This is a genomic window from Serratia proteamaculans (genome assembly GCF_004684015.1).
Lineage (GTDB): Bacteria > Pseudomonadota > Gammaproteobacteria > Enterobacterales > Enterobacteriaceae > Serratia > Serratia proteamaculans_F.
In genome coordinates this window covers 1-23,834 of sequence record NZ_SRIA01000017.1, presented here as the reverse complement: position 1 = coordinate 23,834, position 23,834 = coordinate 1, and the positions used below count along the sequence as shown (strand labels likewise).

General features: G+C 56.1%; 22 protein-coding genes and 1 riboswitch. Of the genes, 14 read left to right on the top strand and 8 right to left on the bottom strand.

Going from position 1 to position 23,834, the window contains the following annotated elements; genetic code table 11:
• Nucleotides 1-28: 28 nt before the first annotated feature.
• The gene (locus E5C26_RS13005) at nt 29-1,057 is read left to right on the top strand and encodes a transporter (RefSeq protein WP_135316700.1); all 1,029 of its coding nucleotides are present in this window, start codon (nt 29-31) and stop codon (nt 1,055-1,057) included.
• Here E5C26_RS13005 and E5C26_RS13000 read toward each other — a convergent pair whose 3' ends face one another.
• Together E5C26_RS13000 and E5C26_RS12995 are read right to left on the bottom strand one after the other, a co-directional pair.
• Nucleotides 1,058-1,591 carry an SRPBCC family protein gene (locus tag E5C26_RS13000; RefSeq protein WP_135316699.1) on the bottom strand — a complete coding sequence of 178 codons (534 nt, stop codon included), beginning with the start codon at nt 1,589-1,591 and terminating at the stop codon, nt 1,058-1,060.
• Nucleotides 1,592-1,594: 3 nt separating this feature from the next.
• Complete coding sequence (locus E5C26_RS12995) at nt 1,595-1,942, bottom strand: ArsR/SmtB family transcription factor (RefSeq protein ID WP_012145284.1); 348 nt, start codon at nt 1,940-1,942, stop codon at nt 1,595-1,597.
• 187 nt (nt 1,943-2,129) lie between these two features.
• On the opposite strand from E5C26_RS12995, the gene E5C26_RS12990 reads away from it, so the two are divergent.
• A complete protein-coding gene (locus E5C26_RS12990) occupies nt 2,130-4,007 on the top strand; it encodes a potassium transporter Kup (RefSeq protein ID WP_135316698.1) in 1,878 nt (625 codons plus the stop codon).
• A 3-nt stretch (nt 4,008-4,010) separates the two neighbouring features.
• Here E5C26_RS12990 and E5C26_RS12985 read toward each other — a convergent pair whose 3' ends face one another.
• Complete coding sequence (locus E5C26_RS12985; RefSeq protein ID WP_135316697.1) at nt 4,011-4,604, bottom strand: TetR/AcrR family transcriptional regulator; 594 nt, start codon at nt 4,602-4,604, stop codon at nt 4,011-4,013.
• 141 nt (nt 4,605-4,745) lie between these two features.
• Between E5C26_RS12985 and E5C26_RS12980 the strand changes: the two genes are divergently transcribed.
• Genes E5C26_RS12980 through E5C26_RS12970 form a run of 3 tightly spaced genes read left to right on the top strand, consistent with a single transcriptional unit; the run spans nt 4,746 to nt 7,658 of the window.
• Complete coding sequence (locus E5C26_RS12980; RefSeq protein ID WP_135316696.1) at nt 4,746-5,801, top strand: sugar phosphate isomerase/epimerase family protein; 1,056 nt, start codon at nt 4,746-4,748, stop codon at nt 5,799-5,801.
• A gap of 29 nt (nt 5,802-5,830) precedes the next feature.
• Complete coding sequence (locus E5C26_RS12975) at nt 5,831-6,727, top strand: alpha/beta fold hydrolase (RefSeq protein WP_135316695.1); 897 nt, start codon at nt 5,831-5,833, stop codon at nt 6,725-6,727.
• Nucleotides 6,717-7,658: an alpha/beta hydrolase gene (locus E5C26_RS12970; RefSeq protein WP_135316694.1), complete on the top strand. Its 942-nt coding sequence runs from the start codon at nt 6,717-6,719 to the stop codon at nt 7,656-7,658. The genes E5C26_RS12975 and E5C26_RS12970 overlap by 11 nt, the downstream gene beginning before the upstream one ends.
• A gap of 84 nt (nt 7,659-7,742) precedes the next feature.
• Here the strand turns inward: E5C26_RS12970 and E5C26_RS12965 are convergent, their stop codons facing one another.
• Nucleotides 7,743-9,176, bottom strand: coding sequence for an NAD-dependent succinate-semialdehyde dehydrogenase (locus tag E5C26_RS12965; RefSeq protein WP_135316693.1), 1,434 nt, complete (start codon nt 9,174-9,176; stop codon nt 7,743-7,745).
• 213 nt (nt 9,177-9,389) lie between these two features.
• On the opposite strand from E5C26_RS12965, the gene E5C26_RS12960 reads away from it, so the two are divergent.
• Together E5C26_RS12960 and E5C26_RS12955 are read left to right on the top strand one after the other, a co-directional pair.
• Nucleotides 9,390-10,217: an AraC family transcriptional regulator gene (locus E5C26_RS12960; RefSeq protein ID WP_135316821.1), complete on the top strand. Its 828-nt coding sequence runs from the start codon at nt 9,390-9,392 to the stop codon at nt 10,215-10,217.
• A 103-nt stretch (nt 10,218-10,320) separates the two neighbouring features.
• Complete coding sequence (locus E5C26_RS12955) at nt 10,321-11,286, top strand: DMT family transporter (RefSeq protein ID WP_135316692.1); 966 nt, start codon at nt 10,321-10,323, stop codon at nt 11,284-11,286.
• A 30-nt stretch (nt 11,287-11,316) separates the two neighbouring features.
• Here E5C26_RS12955 and fusA read toward each other — a convergent pair whose 3' ends face one another.
• From fusA to E5C26_RS12935, 4 genes are all read right to left on the bottom strand, one after another.
• The gene (fusA, locus tag E5C26_RS12950; RefSeq protein ID WP_135316691.1) at nt 11,317-13,422 is read right to left on the bottom strand and encodes an elongation factor G; all 2,106 of its coding nucleotides are present in this window, start codon (nt 13,420-13,422) and stop codon (nt 11,317-11,319) included.
• A gap of 224 nt (nt 13,423-13,646) precedes the next feature.
• Nucleotides 13,647-14,684, bottom strand: a complete 1,038-nt coding sequence (locus E5C26_RS12945) for an ABC transporter ATP-binding protein (protein ID WP_135316690.1) — start codon at nt 14,682-14,684, stop codon at nt 13,647-13,649.
• Nucleotides 14,681-16,264 carry an ABC transporter permease gene (locus tag E5C26_RS12940; RefSeq protein WP_135316689.1) on the bottom strand — a complete coding sequence of 528 codons (1,584 nt, stop codon included), beginning with the start codon at nt 16,262-16,264 and terminating at the stop codon, nt 14,681-14,683. Before E5C26_RS12940 ends, E5C26_RS12945 begins: the two co-directional genes overlap by 4 nt.
• Nucleotides 16,265-16,297: 33 nt before the next feature.
• The gene (locus E5C26_RS12935; protein WP_135316688.1) at nt 16,298-17,314 is read right to left on the bottom strand and encodes an iron ABC transporter substrate-binding protein; all 1,017 of its coding nucleotides are present in this window, start codon (nt 17,312-17,314) and stop codon (nt 16,298-16,300) included.
• A 344-nt stretch (nt 17,315-17,658) separates the two neighbouring features.
• Here E5C26_RS12935 and E5C26_RS12930 point away from each other — a divergent pair, with 344 nt between their 5' ends.
• From E5C26_RS12930 to E5C26_RS12905, 7 genes are all read left to right on the top strand, one after another.
• A complete protein-coding gene (locus E5C26_RS12930; RefSeq protein WP_135316687.1) occupies nt 17,659-18,429 on the top strand; it encodes a COG4705 family protein in 771 nt (256 codons plus the stop codon).
• Between the two features lie 22 nt (nt 18,430-18,451).
• Nucleotides 18,452-19,120, top strand: a complete 669-nt coding sequence (locus E5C26_RS12925) for a response regulator (protein ID WP_135316686.1) — start codon at nt 18,452-18,454, stop codon at nt 19,118-19,120.
• Nucleotides 19,096-20,424: an ATP-binding protein gene (locus E5C26_RS12920; protein ID WP_135316685.1), complete on the top strand. Its 1,329-nt coding sequence runs from the start codon at nt 19,096-19,098 to the stop codon at nt 20,422-20,424. Before E5C26_RS12925 ends, E5C26_RS12920 begins: the two co-directional genes overlap by 25 nt.
• 171 nt (nt 20,425-20,595) lie before the next feature.
• Nucleotides 20,596-20,768: riboswitch (M-box (ykoK) riboswitch) on the top strand.
• Between the two features lie 30 nt (nt 20,769-20,798).
• A complete protein-coding gene (gene mgtE, locus E5C26_RS12915; protein WP_135316684.1) occupies nt 20,799-21,863 on the top strand; it encodes a magnesium transporter in 1,065 nt (354 codons plus the stop codon).
• A 142-nt stretch (nt 21,864-22,005) separates the two neighbouring features.
• Nucleotides 22,006-22,098 (top strand): protein MgtS, encoded by a 93-nt coding sequence (gene mgtS / locus E5C26_RS24630; RefSeq protein WP_013813036.1) that lies wholly within the window; start codon nt 22,006-22,008, stop codon nt 22,096-22,098.
• 110 nt (nt 22,099-22,208) lie between these two features.
• Nucleotides 22,209-22,388 carry a hypothetical protein gene (locus E5C26_RS24980; RefSeq protein WP_135316683.1) on the top strand — a complete coding sequence of 60 codons (180 nt, stop codon included), beginning with the start codon at nt 22,209-22,211 and terminating at the stop codon, nt 22,386-22,388.
• 27 nt (nt 22,389-22,415) lie between these two features.
• Nucleotides 22,416-23,798, top strand: a complete 1,383-nt coding sequence (locus E5C26_RS12905) for a cation diffusion facilitator family transporter (protein WP_135316682.1) — start codon at nt 22,416-22,418, stop codon at nt 23,796-23,798.
• Nucleotides 23,799-23,834 lie beyond the last annotated feature (36 nt).

The following is a 23,834-nucleotide window of genomic DNA, read 5'->3' as shown; positions in this document are numbered from 1 at the left end:
TCAGTGTGGTTATTCAGGATAAAGGTTTATGGCTCAAACGGTTGCGGAAAAATTACACAAACTTGATTTTGATGATGAGGTCACCGGGCTGATTTACGGCCACGTGTTCCGCACGGCAGAGCCGCCGCAGCGAGTGTCTTCGCAGCAGGCTTGCCAGGCCTGGCAGGCGTTGTTACCGGGGGAGGGATTTATCTGGCTACATCTCAACCTGAACCATGCGGCCGCAGAAAAATGGCTAAAAAACCACTTTGCCATTTCCGATTTTTTCTTTGATGAAATTCGTCACGGTTCCCATACCACACGCATTGAGCGCCAGGGCGATGATCTGTTTGCGGTGCTCAACGACGTCATTTTTCACCCCAAAGAGAACAATCCGGAGATTGCGACGCTGTGGTTGTACTGCCGTAGCGGGTTGGTGGTCACGGCAAGGCACAAACCGCTGCGTTTGATTGAACGGCTGCTGGGCCGTTTGGGGCCGCTGCAACTGGCATCCTCTACCGAACTGTTGGCGCATCTGTTGGAAGAACAGGAAGAGGTGCTGGAGCAAGTGGTCCGTCAGGCCAACCAGTATGTCGACACCATTGAAGATCGCCTGTTGAGCAATCATGTGAAGCGTAATCGTACCGAGCTGGGGCGGATGCGCCGCATGCTGTTGCGTTTTCAACGCCTGCTGGCACCGGAGCCGGCGGCGCTGTTTCGTTTACTGAATCGGCCGCCGACCTGGCTGAGCCGCGATGTGGTGCAGGATTTACGCCAGTTCACCGAAGAGTTCACCGTGGTATTGAACGACCTTGCCAGCCTGACCGAGCGAATTCGTCTGTTGCAAGAGGAGATTGGTGCCAAGCAGATGGAGCAGAACAACCGCACGCTGTACACCCTGACGGTGATCACCGTCCTGGCACTGCCGATCAATATTGTTGCCGGTTTCTTCGGTATGAATGTGGGCGGGATCCCGCTGGCCAGCAATCACCACGGTTTTATCCTGTTGGTGTTGCTGGTCGGCGGTTTTACGCTGGTGACCGGCTATCTGGCATTCAGACGCCGGGATGAAGGGTGATTAGAGTCTGGCCCGGTACTCCTCTTCCAGCCTGGCGTGGGTACTCCAGAAGGGTTGAGGTTGCCGGTCGTGCAGACGGTCGACCAGAATATCCAGATGGGTGTGCCAGCCGCCGGCCACGCTGAGCATTTCGTCACGGTTAGCCAGACGACGGTGGGTTACCGTCAACAGCACGGCGTTACCCTGTTCGGTCAACTCGAAGGTCACTTCAGAAGGGCGATTCTGCCCCTGTTCCGCCCAGGTAAAGCTCAACAGCCGCGGTGGGAACAGGCAGGTGATATGGCCGACGTTGCTGACGCTGCAACTGAGGTTTTTATATTTGGCCGGTGTTTGTTCATGCTCACCGGTCAAGTCGGAATTGCGGAACACCAGTTCAACCTGGGCACCGTTTTCCAGCTTCATATCGCCGGCGGCCAGCCAGGTGGCGCGTTTGTCGGATTCCGTCAGATAGGCCCAGACCCGTTCGATCGGGCCGGGCAGCAGCCGCTGAATGCGCAGCGTGCCGGTTTCAATAATCATGCCGTAGTCGTTCATAGTTCACTCCTTGGGAGGATTCGGTTCGGGCTGCAGCAGCGCTATTTCCAACGCGTCCAGCCGCTCTGTCCAGAAATGCTCGTAGGTTTTCAGCCATTGCATGGCCTGTGCCATTGGCTCGGGTTCAAGCCGGCAGATATGGTTTCTTCCCTGCACGGTACGCTGCACCAGCCCAGCAAGCTCCAGTGCCTTGATATGCTTGGATGCGCCGGCAAAGGACATCTGCAACGGCGCGGCCAGTTCACCAATGCTGTGCTCACCGCCGGCCAACGCACGCAGTATGGCGCGCCGCGTTGGGTCGGAAAGTGCACGAAAAATGGCGTCCAGCTGTGAGGAAGATAATTTAACCATATGGTTGAATATAGAACAGGTGGGCTAATATTCAACCAGTTTGTTGAATATTTTTTTACCCGCGGTTGTCCGACCAAGCGTGGCCAGAAAACTCCGCGTTCATGATGGAATACGTTAACCAACTGAATTGACTATCCTGGAATTGACTATCCTGAGTATACCGTGGTGATTTATTCAGGGGATCTCAATGACCGCAGGGAACGAACCGGAAACACCCAAAATGAGCCTGCCGCTGCTGGCCGGCGGCGCATTGGGGGTGGTGTTCGGCGATATCGGCACCAGCCCGCTGTATACCCTGAAAACCGTGCTGTTTCTCTCCGGTGATGCGCCGTCACCACCGGTGATCCTTGGCCTGCTGTCGCTGATTTTCTGGACGCTGGTGATTGTGACCTCGCTGAAATACGCCATGTTTGCCATGCGTATCGACAACCGTGGCGAAGGCGGCATCATGGCGTTGATGTCACTGTTGGTCAGCAAGAAAAAGATCCGGCCGATGGTGGTGTTTGCCGGCCTGTTTGGTGCGGCACTGATCTACGGCGATGGCGCGATTACCCCGGCGATCTCGGTATTGTCGGCGCTGGAAGGGCTGAATATTGTTCTGCCCGAGTCTCAACCCTATATCTTGCCGGCGGCAGTGGTGGTGCTGGTCAGCCTGTTCGCCATTCAGCCGTTGGGCACCGCACGTATCGGCAAGGTTTTCGGGCCGATTATGGCGCTGTGGTTCTTTTCCATTGCCGCGCTGGGCATCTGGGGAATTATCCAGCATCCGGCCGTGCTGATGGCGTTAAACCCACTGTATGGCGTTGATTTTCTGTTTTCCAATGGGATGACCAGTTTCCTGGTGCTGGGCGGTGTTTTCCTGTGTGTCACCGGGGCGGAAGCGCTGTACGCCGATATGGGGCACTTTGGCAAAAAACCGATCTGGCTTGCCTGGTTTGGCATTGTCTTCCCCAGTCTGTTACTGAACTATGCCGGGCAGGCCGCGCTGATCCTGTCAGGCGCTGATGTCACCCAGAATATCTTTTACCGCCTGTGCCCACCGATGCTGCAAATTCCGCTGGTAATTTTGGCAACCCTGGCCACGGTGATCGCCAGTCAGGCGATTATCAGCGGGGCCTTTTCCATGACCCGTCAGGCGATCCAGCTTGGCTGGTTACCTCGGCTGCGAGTCAAACAAACTACCGAAGAAAGCTATGGGCAGATTTACATCAGCGCTATTAACTGGCTGCTAATGGCGGTGACGGTATTTTTGACGGTGTTCTTCAAGTCTTCCGATAATTTGGCTGCCGCCTACGGTATCGCCGTGTCACTCACCATGATCATGACGACGGGGCTGCTGTTTGTGGCGATGCGTGAGGTGTGGCGCTGGGGCATGGTGGCCAGCCTGCTGGTGGCCGGTGGCTTCTTTATCGTCGATCTCAGCTTCCTGCTGGCCAACCTCAGCAAGGTGATGCAGGGCGGGTACGTACCGCTGCTGCTGGCCATCCTGGTGTATGGCGTAATGTTGATTTGGCATCGCGGGGTCATTGCGGCATCCCGTACGCTGGGAGAAAAGAGCCTGCCGTTGGCGGATTTTTTAGCGCATCTTGAGGTGGAAAACATCCCCAGAGTTCCGGGTACCGCAATTTTTCTGACCCGTAGCCTGAGCGGCACGCCACCGGTAATGAAATGGCACGTAAAACGTAACGGGTCGCTGCACGCCAATGTGTTGGCGCTGCATATCATGATCGTTAATGAACCCCGGGTAGCAAATGCCGAGCGGCTGGTGATGCGACAGCAGTCGCCGGGGTTTTGGTGTGGCGTGGCGAGCTATGGATTTATGGAGCGACCCAATATTCCCCGCTTGCTGCAGCATGCCGAGGCGCAAAAAACCGGATTGAACTTTAGCGACGCCACTTATTATTTAGGGCATGAAAGCGTGGTGCGCCGCGAAGCCAATGACCGCTTACCTGCCTGGCAACGCAACATTTTTGCGCTGATGGTGCGTAACGGTATGCACGTGACGGATTACTATTATTTGCCGAGCGATCAGGTCGTTGAAATCAGCCGTCGGGTGCCGGTGTGATGATTAACCGCCGTTTTCCAGCACCAGTAGCGCAACCTTGACCGCGGCCTCTAACCGGGCGCGGCTGACGCCATCGCGCGCCTGCACTGACAAACCGTGCAGGAAGGCGGCAAAATAATCGCCCAGGGCGTCAGCATCGGTTTCTGGTGGCAGTTCTCCCGTCGCAACGGCAGTGCGCAGCCGGTCAATCATGCCCTGAGTGCGCAGCAGGCGGTGTTCTGCCAGCCAGTCCTTGATACCGCTATTCTCGTCACTGACGCTGGCAGCGGAAGAAACCACCATGCAGCCTTGCGGCAGGTCAGTGCGGCTGTACAGTGCCACTGCGTCGTCCAGCAGGCGTTTTATCGCCACGCGCACGCTGCTTTCTTCACTGAAGGCGCGATCGGCAAAGCCACCTTCATGGCTTTCGTAACTGGCAATGGCTTCGCGGAACAGCAATTCTTTTGAGCCGAACGCTTTGTAAATACGCGCAGAAGCGATGCCCAGCTCGGCGACCAAGTCCGACATGGAGGTGCCTTCATACCCCTGACGCCAGAAGAGATCCCGAGCCTTCAATAACGCCTGTTCACGGTCGAATTCGCGCGGTCTGCCTGCCATTCCTCTGCTCCTGATTACCTGTTGTTCTGCGCAACAGGATCGCTTAATTCCACTGTAATACCAACGATTTTTTAAAATTCACTTGCTGAGAAATTGATTTAAGCCTATTGTTTGTCAATCGACAACCAATTGGAGTTTAGAATGAAAACCTTGAAAGGTCCAAGTCTGCATCTGGCACAGTTCAGTGACGATGCCGCCCCTTTTAACAGCCTGCCGGCGATCGCCCAATGGGCGGCGCAAACCGGCTTTAAAGCTTTGCAAATCCCGGCATGGGATAGCCGCCTGTTTGATTTGGCCACCGCCGCAGAAAGCCAAACCTATTGTGACGAGCTGGTCGGCATGTTGGCAGACCATGGCCTGGTGGTCAGTGAACTCACTACCCATATTTTTGGCCAGTTGATGGCGGTGCACCCGGCCTATGACGCGTTGTGTGACAGCTTTGCGCCAGCGGAACTGCATGGCAATCCACAGGCGCGCGGTGAGTGGGCACACCGGCAGTTGCTGTTGGCGGCCAAAGCCTCTGCGCGGTTAGGGCTGAGCGAGATGGGCACCTTCTCCGGTTCCCTGGCCTGGCCGTATTTGTTCCCGTTCCCGCAGCGTCCGGCGGGGCTGATCGAAACAGCGTTCGATGAACTGGCCAAACGCTGGTTGCCGGTGCTCAATGCCTGCGATGAGCAGGGGGTGAATCTGTGTTATGAAATCCACCCAAGCGAAGATCTGCATGACGGCGTGACCTTCGAAATGTTCCATCAGCGCGTTGGCGGGCACCCGCGTTGCCAGATCCTGTTCGACCCGAGCCACTTTGTACTGCAACAGCTCAACTATCTGGATTACATCGATATTTACAAGGACTTCATCCGCATGTTCCACGTCAAGGACGCCGAGTTCAACCCGACCGGACGGCAGGGCATTTACGGCGGCTATCAGTCATGGACCGATCGCGCCGGACGTTTTCGCTCATTGGGTGACGGCCAGGTGGATTTCAAAGGCATTTTCTCGCGGCTGACCCAGCATGGCTACGCCGGTTGGGCGACGCTGGAGTGGGAGTGCTGCCTGAAACACCCGCAGGATGGCGCCCGCGAAGGCGCGGCCTTTATTCGTGACCACATCATTAACGTTACCGACAAGGTGTTTGATGATTTTGCCGGTGCGCCGGTTGACCAACAGCAAATCAATGCCTTGCTTGGCCTGCGCTGAGCCACGCTATTCCACCACGGAGAACACCGATGACACTGCAAAATAACGGATCCATGTTGAATGGACCTGAACCCGAACACGTCTATACGCGGGTAAACGGCAACCGAATTCACTGCGTGACGCTTGGCGAAGGACAGCCGGTACTGCTGATCCCGGGCTGGCCACAAACCTGGTACACCTGGCGTCATGTGATGCAGGCGCTGGCGGCGGCAGGCTTTAAGGCGATAGCGGTGGATCCGCCGGGCATTGGTGATTCGGACAAGCCGAACGGCGGCTATGACACCGGCAGTGTGGCCGCTACCTTGCACCAGACCATGCTGCAACTGGGGCATCCGCGCTATCAGCTGGTCGGCCATGATATTGGCATGTGGGTGGGTTATGCCATGGCGAGCGATTTCCCGCAGGCGGTGACGGGGCTGGTACTGACGGAGGCGGTGATCCCCGGGTTAGCACCCGCACCACCGATTTTTGTACCGGCAGAACAAAATATTTTCCTGTGGCACTTCATGTTCAACCAACTGGCGGATTTGCCTGAAGCGCTGACGCTGGGCCGTGAGCGGGAGTATCTGAGCTATATCTTTAATCGTTGGTCCTATCGCCGCGATCGGGTGGCGGCGGAAACCTACATCGCCGCTTATTCGGCTCCTGGCAGCCTGCGGGCCGGTTTTGATTATTATCGTGCCATTCCGGAAACCATCCGGCAAAACCAGCGTCGTGCCGAAACACCGCTCAGCATGCCGGTAATGACCATTGGTGCCGAGCACGCCACCGGTGACGCGCCTTTCGTCACGCTGCGGGACAACGCCGTTAACCTGCGCGGTGAAACTGTCGCTGACTGCGGTCATTTCATCACCGAAGAGTGCCCTGAGGCGTTTATCGCTCTGGTGGTGCCATTTTTGTCAGGGAGCCTGACTGATGCCGCTTGACCCACAGATTGCCCATTTTCTGGCGAAAACGGCGGGGGCTGCCGCACCGGCCTCCTTGTTTGAGATGCGCGCAGCCGCAGAGACCGGGCTGCTGGCATTACAAGGCGAGAGCGAACCCAGTGGCGGCGTCAGGGATGGGCGGGTGACCGCCGATGACGGACATCAGATCGCCATTCGGGCTTACTGGCCAGCGGGCGTGGCAATGGGGAAACCTATACCGGCGATGCTGTACGCCCACGGCGGCGGCTGGTGCCTGGGTTCGCTGGCGCTGTATGACCTGCCGTGCCAGGCGCTGGCCAATGCCACCGGGCGGGTGATCTTATCGGTTGATTATCGCCTGGCACCGGAGCACCCGTACCCAAGGCCACTGGAAGACCTGTATCAGGCGCTGTGCGCCGTCGTTGACCGGGCAGAACAATGGGGGATTGATGCCACGCACATGGCCGTTGGCGGTGACAGTGCCGGTGGTAATCTGGCGGCAGCGGTGGCGCTATTGGCCCGCGATCGCAATGGCCCAGGGATTGAACATCAGCTGTTGCTGTATCCGGCGTTGAGTCGCGCTATGGATACGGCGAGCTACCAGGCTTATGCGCAGGGTTACTTCCTGACGAAGGAGGTCATGGAATTTTGCTGGGGGCAATATCTGGTGGAGGGAGAGGATAAACCCGATCCTTACGCACAACCCTTGCATGCCGAGACGTTACGGCAGTTGCCATCGGCGACCATTCTGAGTTGTGAGTACGATCCGTTGCGCGATGAGGCCGAGCATTATGCTCAGCGGCTACGGGAGGATGGGGTAGCGGTGCGTTGTGAGCGGTTACCGGGCATGGTACACGCCTGCATTCATATGCTGGGCTTGACCCCGGCGGCACGGTTGTTGTTCGACAAGGCTGCTGAACGAGGTCGAAGTAATGTGTTCGCTGAAACCTGAGTGCTAGTCTCCCTCTCCAGTGGGAGAGGGCCGGGGTGAGGGGGAACAGACAACTCCCTCTCCCAAAGGAGAGGGAGTTGTTAATTAACGCCCGGCAACGGTAACAAAGCGGGTTTCCAGATAGGATTCGATCGCTTCACTGCCGCCTTCGGTGCCGTGACCGGAGTCTTTCACCCCGCCAAACGGCGTTTCCGGCAGGCCAAAACCGATATGGTTAATGCTCAGCATGCCGCTTTCCACATCCCGGCCCAGCGCGGTTACCGTAGCGATACTGCGGCTGTAGGCATAGGCCGCCAGACCGTAAGGCAGGCGATTGGCTTCGGCGATGGCTTCCTCATAGCTGGCGAACGGGCGCAGCAGGGCGACCGGGCCAAAGGGTTCTTCAGACATCGCTCGCGCACTCAGCGGTACGTCGCGCAATACCGTCGGTTCGAAGAAATTACCGGGGCCGGCCACGCGTTTGCCGCCGGTGGTGGCTTTGGCCCCCTCGGCGATGGCATCCTTCACGAAAGCCTCAATGGCGTCCACGCTGCGTTGCAGCACCATTGGCCCCATGGTCACGCCGTCCTGCAACCCATTGCCCATTTTGATTTCACGCACCGCCGCGGTGAATTTCTCGACAAAGGCCTCATACACGCCTTGCTGGATCAGGAAGCGGGTTGGGGCAATGCACACCTGGCCGGCATTGCGGAATTTGGCCAGCGCCAACTCTTTGGCGGCGGCATCGAGATCGGCATCGTCAAAAATCAGCACCGGCGCATGACCGCCCAACTCCATGGTGGCTTTTTTCATGTGCTGACCGGCCAGCGCTGCCAGATGTTTACCCACGCGGGTTGAACCGGTGAACGAAATTTTGCGAATGGTCGGGTGCGGGATCAGGTATTCGGAGATTTCCGCCGGGGTACCGTACACCAGCGCGATCACGCCTGCAGGAACACCCGCGTCGGCAAAGGCTTTGATCAATTCCGCAGGAGAGGCCGGGGTTTCTTCCGGGCCTTTAATAATGATGGAGCAACCTGCGGCCAGCGCGGCGGACAACTTGCGCACGATCTGGTTAATCGGGAAGTTCCACGGGGTAAACGCGGCAACCGGCCCCACCGGCAGTTTCAGCGTTTGCTGCTGAACATCCTGACTGCGGGACGGGATGATTTGGCCGTAGGTGCGGCTGGCTTCACCGGCAAACCAGTCAATCACGTCCGCCGAGTTAAGAATTTCCACCTTGGCCTGCGCCACCGGTTTGCCCTGTTCCTGGCTCATGATCGCCGCGATTTTATCTGCGCGCTCACGAAACAGTGCAGCCGCTTTGCGCATCAGATTGGCCCGCTGGTAAGCGGAGGTTTCGCGCCAGACTTTAAACCCGCGTTCGGTCGCGGCCAGCGCCAGATCGAGATCGGCTGTGGTGGCGTGTGCCACGCTGCCAATCACTTCATCGGTAGCGGGGTTGGTGACCGGCGTGGTTTTACCGGCGACTGCGTTGCGCCATTGTCCGTCGATATAGAGTTGAGTATCTGGATACATTGTTGCCTCTTACTTTCAGGGGGTTAAAGACAGGTTTCCCACTCTGCGGCGGGATAATCAAGGTACCGACGCTGTCTGGCAGGCGTCGGGCTTCGGATAAAATACCCTACGCGGAATGAGCAGCAGCGTCCAGCGCACCGCGTGCGCCACTACTCAAACCACGCCACTTTGACTATCATACAGCCACCAACGGCATTGAAGCAGGGCGGTACGGTGCAGGGTGTTCCAGAGCAGTTTCCCTTTGAAAAAGACAGTGCGCAGTTCCGGCAGTTAGTGCAGGTGCCGGGCGTAGAGCTTTATCATGCCCATATAGAACGCTATGCCTTTGAACCCCACAGCCATAATGCTTTTGCCATCGGTACCGTCGATATGGGTGCCGAGCGTTTCCGTTACCGTGGGGCGCAGCATCGGGCAGCTCCAGGCTCATTGGTATTGATGAACCCGGACGAGCTGCACACCGGTGAGACTGAAACCCCAGGCGGCTGGAACTACCGCATGCTTTATCTGGAGCCGGACACGCTGGAGTTGCTGTCGGGTGAACAGGGATTCTGGTTCACCGATGCGGTACGCCAGGACGAGCAGGCGGCACGGCAATTGTCCGCTACGCTGGCCGCTTTGTGGCAGGCCAGCGATCCGCTGACCATTGACCACCTGCTGCTGCAGGTGGTCGCTATCTTCCGCCCACATAGTCAAGTGGCTCGCCCGTTAAAGGCCGAAGCGACGCATCGTTTTGATATCGTCAAAAGTTACCTGCAGGATAACTTCTCAGCCATAATGACTCTCGATCAGTTGGCGGCCCTGGTTTCCCTCAGCCCTTATCATTTTCTGCGTAAGTTCAAAGCCCAATACCATGTTTCCCCACAGCAAATGCTGATGGCGATCCGTCTGTCGCAAGCCAAGCAGATGTTGGGGCGCGGGATGCCTGCGGCACAGGTCGCGGCGGCGACGGGGTTAACCGATCAGGCCCATTTGACCCGTGCCTTTGCTAATCGTTACGGTGTCACGCCCGTGCGTTATCAAAAACAGGTTACGACCCGCTAAAACAGCAACCTGCTACAATATTTCCTCGCATCAGTGAGTTAGGCTGGCCCCAGGTTTTATTCCCGGGTTTGCCTTGCCGTGCCCGTTTGTTGATGGAGTCACTATGTTTGTTGGCGTGTTATTTGCCCTGGCTGCCGGGCTGATGTGGGGGCTGATTTTTGTCGGCCCGCTATTGATCCCCGACTATCCGGCGGCGTTACAGTCCACCGGGCGTTATCTGGCCTTTGGCCTGATTGCCTTGCCGCTGGCGTGGCTCGATCGTCAGCGGCTGAAAAAGTTACATCGTAACGATTGGTTGGAGGCGCTGAAACTGACGGCGATCGGCAACCTGCTGTATTACCTGTGCCTGGCCAGTGCCATTCAGCGCACCGGGGCGCCCATTTCCACCATGATTATCGGTACGTTGCCGGTGGTTATCTCGGTGACCGCCAACCTGTTTTACAGTCGGCACGACGGGCGACTTTCGTGGCGTAAACTGACACCGGCGTTGGTATTGATCGCCTGCGGGCTGGCGCTGGTTAACGTTGCCGAGTTGCGGGGTAATACGGCACTGATGGATGTCTGGCGTTATACCAGTGGGCTTGGGCTGGCGTTGCTGGCGGTGGCTTGCTGGACCTGGTTCCCGTTGCGCAATGCCCGTTGGCTGCGAAATAATCCGAGCCAAAGGCCTGCCACCTGGGCGACCGCGCAAGGGCTGGTCACCTTACCGCTGGCGTTGGTGGGCTATCTGTTGGTTTGCGGCCAATTGGCTTTAACCCAGCCGACGTTCGCGCTGCCATTTGGGCCAAGGCCGGAAGTGTTTGTCCCCTTGATGATCGCCATTGGCATGCTGTGCTCGTGGATTGGCGCCCTGTGCTGGAATGAGGCGAGCCAACGCTTGCCGACGGTATTGGTGGGGCCGCTGATCGTCTTCGAAATCCTGGCCGGATTGGCTTACACCTTTATTCTGCGTCAGACCTGGCCACCGTTGTTGACGCTGGGCGGCATTGCCTGCCTGATTATCGGCGTGGTATACGCGATGCGAATTAAGCCGCAGCCGGTGGTGGTGGCTCTGACCACCAAAGAGTGAAGCCTGCCGCTGGGGCGGCAGGCAGTCAACTCAAGATTTCCGGTGATGAATGATCTCTTCGGCCACATTGCGCGGTGCTTCTGCGTAGTGGCTAAATTCCATGGTGTAGGTGGCGCGGCCCTGCGACATGGAACGCAGTGTGGTTGAATAGCCAAACATTTCGGATAACGGCACCTTGGCGTGGATCTCCTTACCGCCGCCGCCCGGAATGTCCTCCATGCCTTGCACCAGACCGCGCCGCGATGACAGGTCGCCCATTATGCTACCGGCATAGTCCTCTGGCGTTTCCGCCTCTACCGACATAATGGGTTCGAGGATCACCGGGGCGGCCTGGCGACAGGCTTCTTTAAAGCCGAAGATCGCCGCCATGCGGAAAGCCTGTTCCGAAGAGTCGACGTCGTGGTAAGAGCCGAAAGTCAGGTGAACCTTGACATCCACCACCTGATAACCGGCCAGCACGCCGGTATTCAGCGCCTCCAGCACGCCTTTTTTCACCGCCGGGATAAACTCGCCCGGGATCACGCCGCCCTTGATCTCATCGAAAAACTCGAAGCCCTTGCCAGGCTCATTGGGTTCCACGGTAAATACCACGTGGCCGTACTGGCCTTTACCCCCGGATTGGCGCACGAACTTGCCTTCCACGTCGGTCACGCGCTTGCGGATGGTTTCGCGGTAAGACACCTGCGGTTTGCCGGTGGTGGTCGCCACGCCAAACTCACGCCGCATACGGTCGACGATGATTTCCAGGTGCAGTTCGCCCATGCCGTAAATAATGGTCTGGCCGGAGTCTTCGTCGGTGCGAACGCGGAACGACGGATCTTCCGAAGAGAGGCGCTGCAGGGCAATCCCCATTCTTTCCTGATCGGCCTTGGTTTTAGGCTCAATCGCCTGGGCGATCACCGGTTCAGGGAACACCATTTTTTCCAGCGTGATAATGGCGTTAGGATCACACAGTGTGTCGCCAGTGGTGACGTCTTTTAGCCCCACGCAAGCGGCGATATCACCCGCATGCAGTTCCTCGACATCTTTACGGTCATTGGCGTGCATTTGTACGATGCGGCCAATGCGCTCTTTTTTGTCTTTCACCGGGTTATAGACGCTGCTGCCTTTGGTCAGCACGCCGGAGTAAACCCGTACGAAGGTCAGTTGGCCGACGAAGGGGTCGGTCATCAGCTTGAAGGCCAGCGCCGAGAATTTTTCGTCATCGGCAGCCCGGCGAATGACAATGTTGTCGCGCTCGTCATGGCCTTCCATCGGTGGAACGTCGAGCGGGGAAGGCATCAGTTCAATCACCGCATCCAGCATGCGCTGCACGCCCTTGTTACGGAACGCCGAGCCGCACAGCATCGGCTGAATTTCACCGGCCACGGTGCGCAAGCGCAGACCATGGACGATCTCTTCTTCGCTCAATGGCACCTGATTAAGGTATTTGTCCATCAGCTCTTCCGAGCCTTCGGCGGCGGCTTCGATCATTTTATCCCGCCATTCCTGTGCGGAGTCGCGCAGGTCGGCCGGGATCTCTTCAAAGCTGAAGCTCATGCCTTGCGTTGCCTCGTCCCACAGGATGGCTTTCATGCGCACCAAATCCACCACGCCGATGAAATGGTCTTCGGCGCCAATCGGGATAACGATCGGTACCGGGTTGGCTTTCAGCCGTTCGATCATCATTTTGCGCACGCGGAAGAAGTCGGCACCCACGCGGTCCATCTTATTGACGAATGCCAGCCGCGGGACCTTGTATTTATTGGCCTGACGCCAGACGGTCTCCGATTGCGGCTGCACGCCACCCACCGAGTCATAGACCATTACCGCGCCATCCAGCACCCGCATGGAGCGCTCGACCTCAATGGTGAAGTCCACGTGTCCTGGTGTATCGATAATATTGATGCGGTGCTGCGGATAATTATGCTGCATGCCGTTCCAAAAGCAGGTGGTCGCCGCTGAGGTAATGGTAATCCCACGTTCCTGCTCCTGTGCCATCCAGTCCATGGTGGCGGCGCCGTCGTGGACTTCGCCCAGCTTGTGACTGACCCCGGTGTAAAACAGAATCCGCTCGGTGGTGGTGGTTTTACCGGCATCGATATGCGCCGAGATGCCGATATTGCGGTAGCGTTCAAGGGGGGTAGTACGTGCCATAATTAACCTTTCTTAGCCGCGTTAAACCGCTGCGGCTGAATCAGTATGAATAATTATGATAATCCTCTGTGGGTTATCTCCGGACGGGTGAATGTTTACACCGGTCACAGACTAATCGTAGTTGATGAAGGGGGTTTTGGTATTCGATGGCTGCGATAGGTTTTTTCGTTGGCAGTGTTGGCGAAAAACTAAGGTTCAAAGGGGCGATAAGCCCCCTTGATGGGTTATTCGGCAAAGATATGCGCCTGGCCGATGATGTTCAGATTGACGTGAGAACCGGGCCGGAGACCTTCGCGACTGATGGTTTTAATCTCGATCGCGGTATTACTGCCGGTCATGTGCAGGTTTAAGGTCGAGACAAAACCGGCAAAATCAATACCGGTCACCACCGCCTGGCTCTGTTGCTGTAGCTCGGACTGGCTAATTTGAACCTGCTCAGGGCGCAGCATGATACGAGCGGGGCCGCGGCGCTGACGGTCGTCAACGGCAATCCGTCCTAACGCGCAATCGGCCCAGCCTTGGTCAAGCTCAGCGGAAAGTACCAACGTTTCACCTAAAAAGGTGGCGGTCGGTTCGTCCACCGGCCTTAAGTAAAGATCTTGCGGCGGCCCGACCTGCGCCAATCGACCATTGCGCATTACCGCCACCTGATCGGCAAACGACAAGGCTTCGGTTTGATCGTGGGTCACCAGAATCGACGCGACGTTGGCTTCGGCCAGCAGTTCCGCCACCGCTTTGCGGGTCGCGGCGCGCAGGCCGGTATCCAGCGCGGAAAAGGGTTCGTCCAACAACATCAACTTGGGTTGCTGAGACAGCGCACGGGCCAACGCCACCCGCTGTTGCTGCCCACCGGAAAGCTCGTGTGGCCACAGTGCCGCCAGGCGACGATCCAGCGCCACCATCTCCATCAGTTCATCAATACGCCGTTGCTTGTCACGCTTGCTGCCTTTCAGGCCGAAACCGATATTGCCAGCCACGGTAAAGTGCGGGAATAACGCGCCGTCCTGGGGGACAAAACCGATACCACGCAGGTGTGCCGGTACCCAGCCGTTGCCGTTGGCCATCGCTTGCCCTTGCAGCATCACCTGGCCGCTGTCCGGTATTTCAAAACCGGCGATAATACGCAGCAGAGTGGTTTTCCCCGAGCCGGAAGGGCCGACAATCGCCGTACGGCTGCCTGGTGCCACGTTTAAATCAACATGCTCCAGCACCTTGACCGAGTTATAGGATTTACCGATGCCTTGTAGTTCAAGCGTGCTCATAATCCCGCCGTGCGTTTGGATTGAGAATAAAGAAGCCAGGTCAGTGGCAATGACAACACCACCATAATCAGGGCGTAGGGTGCGGCCGCCACGTAGTCTATTTCGCTGGTCAGCGCCCAGAAACCGGTGGCCAGCGTGCGGGTACCGTTGGGGGCCAGCAGCAGTGTGGCGGTCAGCTCATTGGTGATCGCCAAAAACACCAATGCGGCACCGGCGGCGGCACCGGGGGCTGCCAGACGCAGCGTGGTACTCCATAACGCTGCCGCTGGCGAACGCCCGAGGCTACGGGCCACGTTTTCCAACTCGACCGGTGCCTGAGCAATGCCCGCGCGCAGGTTGATCAACGCCCGTGGCATAAACATCAACAAGTAGGCCAGCAGCAGGGTGATTTCAGTCTGATAAATCGGCCGGAAACTGTGAATGGTGATGGTCACCAGCGCCAGTGCCACCACAATGCCGGGCAGTGAACTGGTGATGTAATTACAGCCTTCCAGGACCCGATATAGCCGCGCCGGGTAGCGTACCGACAGCCAGGCCATAGGGATAGCGCACACCGTGATCAGCAGCGCACCGCTGGCGGCCAGTGACAGTGTTTGCAGCAAGGCAGGCAGCAATTCGCTGTTGCGCCACACCTCAATGCCGCCCAGGGTCAGCCAGCGGGCCAGGGTGATAAAAGGCACGCCCAGCGCCAGCGCGGTGAGACTCAGGGGCAGCAACAGGCCTAACAGGGTGGTGATGGGCCCAAGGTGATAAGCCGTTTGACTGCGAGCGCTGCCGGAACCGACGCGGGCATAACGCGCCCGCCCGCGGCTGATGGCTTCCAGCATCAATAATCCCAGGCAGCACAGCACCAGCACCCCGGCCAACATATTGGCCGCCGGGCCGTTAAAGGTCGACTGGAACTGATCGAAAATAGCGGTGGTGAAGGTGTCAAAGCGGATCATCGCATACAGGCCGTATTCGGCCAGCAAGTGCAGCGCGATCAGCAGCGAACCACCCCAAACGGCCAGCTTTAGCTGTGGCAACACTACCCGGAAAAACACCGCCAGCGGACGAGTACCCAGTGAGGTGGCGACGTCTTCAATACCGGGATCCAACCGGCGTAATACCGCAGCGGTTGGCAGATAAATAAAGGGGAAGTAGGCGATGACCGAAATAAACACCCCGGCCCCCAACCCATGCATCGAAGGCACCAGGCTGATCCAGGCGTAGCTCTGTACGAAGGCTGGCACCGCCAACGGCGCGGTGGCCAATAACGACCAAATGCGCCTGCCCGGCAGCGTCGTGCGTTCGGTTAGCCAGGCCAGGGCTACCCCCAGAATGGCGCAAATCGGCAGCGTGAACACCACCAGTAACAGGGTGTTCAGCAGCAGTTCGGCCACCCGGGGGCGGAATACCAGAGCTTTTACCGTTGGCCAACCGGTTTCAAACGCCACGCTAATGACAAACCCCAGCGGCAATAGCGCCAGCAGAGAGAGTAAAATGGCGACTGCCACGATAAACAACCCGGGCCGTTGATGGCGGCGGGCCGAAGTATACCGTGGCTTTGCGCCGGCGGTGTTGAAACCTGTATTCGACATAGGGCTAAAAACTCTCTGTACTCATCAACCGGCTTACATCAGCCCGGCTTCGGTCATCAGTTCGACCACTTTTTTACCGTTCAATGCAGAAGCGTCAACTTTTGGCGCGTCCAGTTCTTTCAGCGGAACCAGTTTCGGATTAGAGGCGGCGTTGACGCCAACCGCATATTCGAAGGCGTTGTTGGTGCGCAGGATCTCCTGGCCGTTTTTACCGGTGATCCATTTAACGAATTCTTGCGCCTGCTTTTGGTGCTTGCTGGAAGCCAATACACCACCGCCGGAGATGCTGACGAACGCGCCCGGATCCTGATGTTTGAAGTAATAAAGTTTGATGTTTTTACTGTTCTCGCCGGTCTTGGCACCGTCAACGAACGGATAATAGTGATAGATGACACCGCTGTCGATCTGGCCGGCATTGACCGCTTTCATCACGGTGCTGTTGCCTTTATAAGCGGTGAAGTTGGTTTTCATCGCTTTCAGCCATTCCAGCGTGGCTTTTTCGCCTTTAAGCTCCAGCAGTGCGCTGACAATCGCCTGGAAATCTGCCCCTGAAGGTGAGGCGGCCCAGCGGCCTTTCCATTCTGGCCTGGCCAGATCCAGCAGTGACTTGGGTAACTGTGCTTCGGTCAGCTTCGCCGGGTTGTAGACGAAGACCGTTGAGCGGGCGGCAATGCCAATCCAGCGGCCGTGTTGCGGACGGTACTGAGGTTCAACCTGTGCCAGCGTCGCGGCATCCAGCGGGGCAAACAGTTTGGCGTTATCCACCAATACCATCGCCGGGGAGTTTTCCGTTAAAAAAACGTCGGCAGGGGATGCGCTGCCTTCTTGCACCAGCTGGTTGCCCAACTCGCTGTCGCCGCCGTTACGCAGGGTCACTTTAATGCCGGTATCTTTGGTAAAACCGTCGACCCAGGATTTCACCAGATTTTCGTGTTGGGCGTTATAAACAACAATCCCTTCATCCTGGGACGCCGCATTGGCTGAGAACGCCAGCATCATGGACGATGCCAACAGGGCAATCGGGCCGAGAGAAGATAAACGCAGCTTCATACAGTCATCCTTTTATTTAAAGAGTACAGCGAATAAAAGCGAAATGCCCCAAACGGGGGTTGGGCTGCCCTGATTGTATATAAGAACATTAATAATGATAGTGAAAACGATTCGTATTAATTTATTTTTAGATTTAGCTCACTAATTGTCTCGCCTTAAGGAAAAATTAAGTTTCAGCATAAATAATCGGCCCTGATGGCTGAGTTTCATTAGTATTTATTATGTTTAAACCCCTCTCTTCCCTTCATCTGCGCTGAATCAGCGGGTAAAATTTGCCACCTAAGTCAGTGCTAAGTTTTGGTTGCGATACTGATTCCTGTATTTCTCATTCACAGGAGTTGGATATGTCTTTAACCACTGAAAGACCAGCCATTAATTGGCTGAACAAAGTGCCGGAAGTCACGTTGTTTTTCTGGCTGATCAAAATGATGTCCACCACCGTGGGGGAAACCGCGGCGGATTACCTCAACATGGATCTCAACTTCGGTTTGACCAATACTTCACTGATTACCGGCGGGCTGTTATTGGTGGCGTTGTTTTTCCAAATTCGCGCCAGACGCCATGTCCCGGTGTTGTACTGGATTGCCGTGGTGCTGATCAGCGTATTTGGTACCCTGATCACCGATAATCTGACTGACCATTTCGGTATTTCGTTGGCATTCTCCACCGCCTTGTTCAGCGTGATGTTGGTCGCCACCTTTATGGTTTGGTACAACGCCGAACATACGCTGTCGATTCATGCCATTGATACGCCGAAACGGGAACTGTTTTACTGGGCGGCAATCCTGTTTACCTTTGCCCTTGGTACCGCCGCCGGCGACTGGGTTGCTGAAGGATTGCAACTGGGATACGGCTATTCGACACTGTTATTCGGTGCCCTGATTGGCATCACCGCCATTGCTTACTACCTGTTTAAAGCCAATAGCGTGCTGTGCTTTTGGATAGCTTATGTGTTGACGCGGCCCCTGGGGGCTTCCTGCGGTGACTTGCTGTCGCAACCGGCCGGTAATGGCGGTATGGGGCTGGGAGCCGCAGGAACCAGCGGTTTATTTCTGGTGGCAATCATCAGTCTGGTCACTTACCTGACACTGATGCAAAAACGATTACAGTACTGATCTCGAATGTGTGGGAGCCTGCATGAGGGTGCTACTGATTGAAGATGACGGCATGATCGGCGAAGCCATTCAGGACGCGTTGAAAGACGCCGCTTATGCCGTTGATTGGGTTTGTGATGGGCAGGCCGCGCTTACCGCTTCGGCCTGCCAACATTATGATGTGCTGCTGCTGGATCTCGGCCTGCCGGATAAAGACGGCTTTAGCGTGCTGACGGCGTTGCGCGCCAAAGATGACCGGCTGCCGGTATTGATTATCACCGCCAGGGATGCGCTGGAAGATCGATTAAAAGGCCTGGACAGTGGGGCCGATGACTATCTGCTCAAACCTTTCGATATTGCTGAATTGCTGGCGCGAATACGTGCCGTATTACGTCGCAAAGGCGGTAATGCCACGCCGATCCTCTCTAATGGGCTGCTTTCGCTGGATCCGGCCTCACATGAGGCCAGCCTGAAAAGTGACGGCTTGCGCTGCAGTTTATCCAGCCGTGAATTTGCGTTGCTGCATGCATTGATGTTACGCCCAGGCAGCATACTTTCGCGCAGTGAGCTTGAAGAGAGAATTTACGGCTGGGGAGAAGAGGTGGAAAGCAACGCCGTGGAATACCTCATCCATGCGCTGCGTAAGAAACTGGGCAGCGAAGTGATTAAAAACATCAGGGGTGTGGGATGGATGGTGGCAAAAAACGACTAATGGATTCCCTGCAATTCAAACTTTCGCTGGGTCTGGGTTGCGCGATTATGGTGGTTGCCCTGGCGGCGGGGATTTTTTCTTTTTATGCCTCTTTTGAGGAAGCCAACGAGCTGCAGGACACCACGCTGACGCAGATTGCCGGCTTGATCCGCAGTGATGCGATTTCCGGCCTGCGGCAACATGACGCGCCAGTGCACAGTGATGATGAGGCGGCGGTGATCGTGCAGTTGATCCCTGCGTCGGGGGATTTAACAGCGGCCCATTTTTTGCCGAAGGCACCGCTAAAGGAAGGCTTCCAAACCCTGTCAGTTGACGGCGTATCGTTTCGAGTGCTGATACGTACTCTCTCGCCAAAAACTCGGGTAGCGGTGGCGCAGCGCACCTCCGAGCGTGATGAGATTGCCATGGAGAGTGCCTGGCGCACGCTGATCCCGTTGCTGATATTAATTCCCATTTTGCTGTTGGTGGTGGCTGATTTGATCAAAAAAAGCATGCAGCCCATCCGTCTTTTGGCCCGCAGTCTGGAACTGCGGGGGGAGCAGGATTTGACGCCATTGCCCGTCAGTGACCTTCCCAGAGAAATCGCGCCCTTTGTGGCGGCTATCAACCGTTTGTTCGGCAAAGTCGCCGGCGGTGTCGAAACCCAGCGTCGCTTTGTCGCCGATGCGGCCCATGAACTGCGTTCCCCGCTGACGGCGCTGTCTTTACAGGCTGAACGGCTGGCCGGCACCGAGATGCCGGATGTGGCGCGGCAGCGACTGGGTCGTATGCAGCAGGGCATCAAACGCACCAGACACTTGCTGGAACAACTGCTGTCATTGGCGCGGGTACAACAGAATGCACAGCGCCCGATGACGCAGGTCTCGGTAGCCTCAGTATTTCGCACGGTAATCGAAGACTTGTTACCGCTGGCGGAGGTCAAGAATATCGATCTTGGGGTATGGCAGCCGACGGAAGTGAAGTTAACGCTTAACGAGGCCGACCTGTATACCCTGGTAAGAAATCTGGTGGAAAATGCGATACGTTACACCCCACCTGGCGGCGTCGTCGATTTACAGGTTCGCGTTGAAAACGACAAGGCTATTGTTAGCGTCGAGGACAGTGGGCCAGGCATTGCCGCCGAACATCGCCAGCGGGTACTCGATGCGTTTTACCGCATTGAGGGTACGGGCCAAAGTGGGGCAGGTCTGGGGCTATCAATAGTTAATGCCACTCTGGTTCATATGCAGGGACGCATTACGTTGGAGGACAGCCAGCGCCATGCCAGCGGGTTGAAGGTGTGCATTATTCTGCCGTATCGCTGAGCATCGTCTTGTGGCGTGATGGCTGCGGGTGAATAATGCGAGTTAAGAGGGATCTGATCGGCTATTTATTATTTTGGCTCGAAAGTTTTTTCTAAATGTTTCATAAACGGTCGGCCAGATTCTTGCCCTAAGATAAAAAACCACGCCTATACTGCCCCCCGTAGTTTATATGCAGTATCTCGTTTGGCGAGGCTCCTATACAAACACAGGTTACTGATCTGACGACATCGAGAGATGCCCAAGGTTAAGACAGGCTTTATCGGATTAAGGTTCAGCCCAAGGTAACTTCTGATGAATAATCAGATACGTTGTATAGTGCTAAAACCTGGACGCGGAGATAGGCTGTCTGCACTCCCTCTGTGGTTAACGCCCCTATGCGATTCGCTGTTGAAGTTCAAACAGAAATAGGGACTAACATAATGAAGTCACATCACAACACACCATCCCCGGCGCTGGCCATAGCGGAAACTCATGATGAGTCTTCGGTAGCGGGCTATATGAACGCCGATTTTATTACCATCCCCGGGAATATGACGGTCAATAAAGCCAAAGCATATTTTCTTTCGCAACTTAAAACCGAAGAAATTCCGACGCAACTGTTTGTCACTGCCGATGATTATCAATTGCGCGGTACGCTGTCGGTTAAAAAATTACTGCAATGCGAAGATAATGATAAAGCCGTTGGAGTAATGATCAACCACAGCTATTTTCAGGTTTCACCCGATGACGATCGTAATGATGTCGCGCACTTATTGGGGAAAGGTGGGTTGGACGTGGTACCGGTGGTGGTCAATAAAACCCTGGTGGGCGTGTTGGGTGAAAAAGAAATTGCCCGGCTGATTGAAGACGAAAACACCGAGGATGCGCAGCGCCAGGGCGCCAGTCTGCCGCTGGATAAACCTTATCTGGAGACCAGTCCCTGGGCATTATGGCGCAAGCGTTCGGTATGGTTACTGATGTTGTTTGTCGCCGAAGCCTACACCGGCAATGTGCTAAAGGCATTTGAAGAACAGCTGGAAGCAGCGATCGCGCTGGCGTTCTTTATCCCACTGTTGATCGGTACTGGTGGCAATAGTGGCACTCAGATCACCTCTACGCTGGTTCGCGCCATGGCGTTGGGTGAGGTCAGCCTGCGTAACCTGGGCGCGGTGATCCGCAAAGAGGTTTCCACCTCTTTATTGATAGCGGTCACCATCGGTGTAGCCGCCTGGGTCCGCGCCTGGATCATGGGGGTGGGCATGGACGTGACGATGGTGGTCAGCCTGTCGCTGGTGGCTATCACCGTCTGGAGCGCCATTGTCTCCTCGATTATCCCCATGCTGCTCAAGCGACTTGGGATTGATCCGGCGGTGGTGTCGGCCCCGTTTATCGCCACCTTTATTGATGGCACCGGCCTGATTATTTACTTCAAAATCGCCCAGTATATTCTGGGGATTTAAACCGCTGTCCGCTTCGTGTCGTAGCCGGGGCGGGTATTTTATCTCACAGAGAAGGAGGCACGTAAATAATCATGAGTAATGACAATCCCCGCTTTTTAATTAAAGGGGCTTCTATCGATAATAGTTAACCGAGGACAATATAATGGGAAATATGACAATTTTTGTAGGATTCCTGAGCATTATCAGCTCACTGGGCCTGTTAGCCGCCTATATGAGCACCAAATGGGATGATTAATGAACGCTAAAGGTCCGCCTGGATGCATCCTCCCCGAGGGTTTTATTTACTACGGGGAGGATGCGATTAAACTCTGACCGCCCAATGGGGGCTTTGGGAGTATAACCACCATGACCCTTCTTATTCTTGGCTTGCTTTATGCCATTTTAATGATCTCTGTCGGTGTGAATGAGATTTATTTTTATTCAACCGGAAAATCAGAATTCCTGTCTAGTTTAATACTGACATTCTCGGGTACTATGCTGCTGGTTGCCTTTGTCTGGCGCTGGTCGACTAAAATAAAAAAATGAATTACCCATTTGAATGTGAGCCGTAATATGCAAAATGAAAAACAATCCGTTGCCAGAAATTCCATGATAGCCAGTGGGCTATTGGCAACCGGTAAATTTATTACCGGTATTTTTACCGGCAGTATTGGTCTTATTTCAGAGGGGATCCATTCTTTCACCGATTTTATCGCCACCAGCATTACCTGGCTGGCGGTGCGTATCAGCGACAAACCGGCTGATGATGATCACCATTTTGGCCACGGCAAGGTTGAAAACCTGGCTGCGCTGTTTGAAGTGCTGCTGCTGTTGGGCGCGGCGGGCTGGATTGTTTATGAGGCCGGCAAAAGCCTGTTGGGGGAAGCCCATGAAATTGTCGCGGCTCCGGTGGTGATTGCGGTGCTGTTGATCTCGATTGTGGTCGACTTTTTCCGCGTCAGGGCGCTCAATCGTGTGGCGAAGGCCACCGATAGCGCGGCGCTGGAAGCCGATGCACTGCATTTCTTCTCCGATATGCTTGCCTCTGCCGTGGTGCTGTTAGGCATGGTGTTTGTGATGCTGGGTTTCACCCGCGCAGATGCCATCGCTGCGCTGATCGTCGCCTGTTTTATCGTGGTGGCGGCGGTGAAACTGGGGAAGCGCTCGTTTGATTCGCTGATGGATACGGCGCCGGCTGGTACCAAGGAAGAAATCAGCGCCTTGCTCGAGAGCTTCCCGGCGATACTGGCCACGGAAAATATCCGCATTCGTAACGCCGGTGCCATCTTGTTTATTGAGGTCACCGTCGCAGTTTGTCGCACTTTACCGCTGGAACGCATCAACGCGTTGAAGCAGTCAATCGCCGAACGTCTGGAACAGCAATATGCCCATGCCGAAGCCACGGTAATAGCTAATCCACAAACCCGCAGTGATGAAGACATGGCGACGCGCATCCGGGTGATCGCCGCCAACCACGGCGCGGTAGTGCAAAATGTGGCGTTGCAGCAACTGCCGGAACGCATGTCGATAAGTATGGATCTGGCCGTGCCGGCCAGTGCCAGCGTGGCGCAGGCGCACGATATTGCCAGTGAGATTGAAACACTATTGCGCCAGGCGATTGGTGAGGATACGGAGATCGAAACCCACCTGGAACCCCAGACGAATCATTGGATCGCCAGCGAGGATGTCGCGCCTGAGCAACTGGCGAGCATTCGCCAGATATTGGAAATGGTAGTGGAAAAGGGCGAGATGGTGCAGGACGTTCATAACATCCGTGCACGTAAAACCGCTGGCGGCATTATCGTCAACTTCCACTGTCGGGTATCCCCGGCAGCCTCCATTGCGGCGGCGCATGCGGCGGTAGACAGCATAGAGCGCCAGTTACGTGCGCTTTACCCGAACATCTCGCGTGCGGTAGGGCATGTGGAACCGATTAAGCCCAAATCGGTCGTTTGAATCCGGTACCGGAGCCTCCTGGAAAGGCCGCCCGCA

Coding starts and splice junctions, on each gene's coding strand:
- E5C26_RS13005 (WP_135316700.1), top strand. CDS start 29: ATGGCTCAAACGGTTGCGGAAAAATTACACAAACTTGATTTTGATGAT.
- E5C26_RS13000 (WP_135316699.1), bottom strand. CDS start 1,591: ATGAACGACTACGGCATGATTATTGAAACCGGCACGCTGCGCATTCAG.
- E5C26_RS12995 (WP_012145284.1), bottom strand. CDS start 1,942: ATGGTTAAATTATCTTCCTCACAGCTGGACGCCATTTTTCGTGCACTT.
- E5C26_RS12990 (WP_135316698.1), top strand. CDS start 2,130: ATGACCGCAGGGAACGAACCGGAAACACCCAAAATGAGCCTGCCGCTG.
- E5C26_RS12985 (WP_135316697.1), bottom strand. CDS start 4,604: ATGGCAGGCAGACCGCGCGAATTCGACCGTGAACAGGCGTTATTGAAG.
- E5C26_RS12980 (WP_135316696.1), top strand. CDS start 4,746: ATGAAAACCTTGAAAGGTCCAAGTCTGCATCTGGCACAGTTCAGTGAC.
- E5C26_RS12975 (WP_135316695.1), top strand. CDS start 5,831: ATGACACTGCAAAATAACGGATCCATGTTGAATGGACCTGAACCCGAA.
- E5C26_RS12970 (WP_135316694.1), top strand. CDS start 6,717: ATGCCGCTTGACCCACAGATTGCCCATTTTCTGGCGAAAACGGCGGGG.
- E5C26_RS12965 (WP_135316693.1), bottom strand. CDS start 9,176: ATGTATCCAGATACTCAACTCTATATCGACGGACAATGGCGCAACGCA.
- E5C26_RS12955 (WP_135316692.1), top strand. CDS start 10,321: ATGTTTGTTGGCGTGTTATTTGCCCTGGCTGCCGGGCTGATGTGGGGG.
- fusA (WP_135316691.1), bottom strand. CDS start 13,422: ATGGCACGTACTACCCCCCTTGAACGCTACCGCAATATCGGCATCTCG.
- E5C26_RS12945 (WP_135316690.1), bottom strand. CDS start 14,684: ATGAGCACGCTTGAACTACAAGGCATCGGTAAATCCTATAACTCGGTC.
- E5C26_RS12940 (WP_135316689.1), bottom strand. CDS start 16,264: ATGTCGAATACAGGTTTCAACACCGCCGGCGCAAAGCCACGGTATACT.
- E5C26_RS12935 (WP_135316688.1), bottom strand. CDS start 17,314: ATGAAGCTGCGTTTATCTTCTCTCGGCCCGATTGCCCTGTTGGCATCG.
- E5C26_RS12930 (WP_135316687.1), top strand. CDS start 17,659: ATGTCTTTAACCACTGAAAGACCAGCCATTAATTGGCTGAACAAAGTG.
- E5C26_RS12925 (WP_135316686.1), top strand. CDS start 18,452: ATGAGGGTGCTACTGATTGAAGATGACGGCATGATCGGCGAAGCCATT.
- E5C26_RS12920 (WP_135316685.1), top strand. CDS start 19,096: ATGGATGGTGGCAAAAAACGACTAATGGATTCCCTGCAATTCAAACTT.
- mgtE (WP_135316684.1), top strand. CDS start 20,799: ATGCGATTCGCTGTTGAAGTTCAAACAGAAATAGGGACTAACATAATG.
- mgtS (WP_013813036.1), top strand. CDS start 22,006: ATGGGAAATATGACAATTTTTGTAGGATTCCTGAGCATTATCAGCTCA.
- E5C26_RS24980 (WP_135316683.1), top strand. CDS start 22,209: ATGACCCTTCTTATTCTTGGCTTGCTTTATGCCATTTTAATGATCTCT.
- E5C26_RS12905 (WP_135316682.1), top strand. CDS start 22,416: ATGCAAAATGAAAAACAATCCGTTGCCAGAAATTCCATGATAGCCAGT.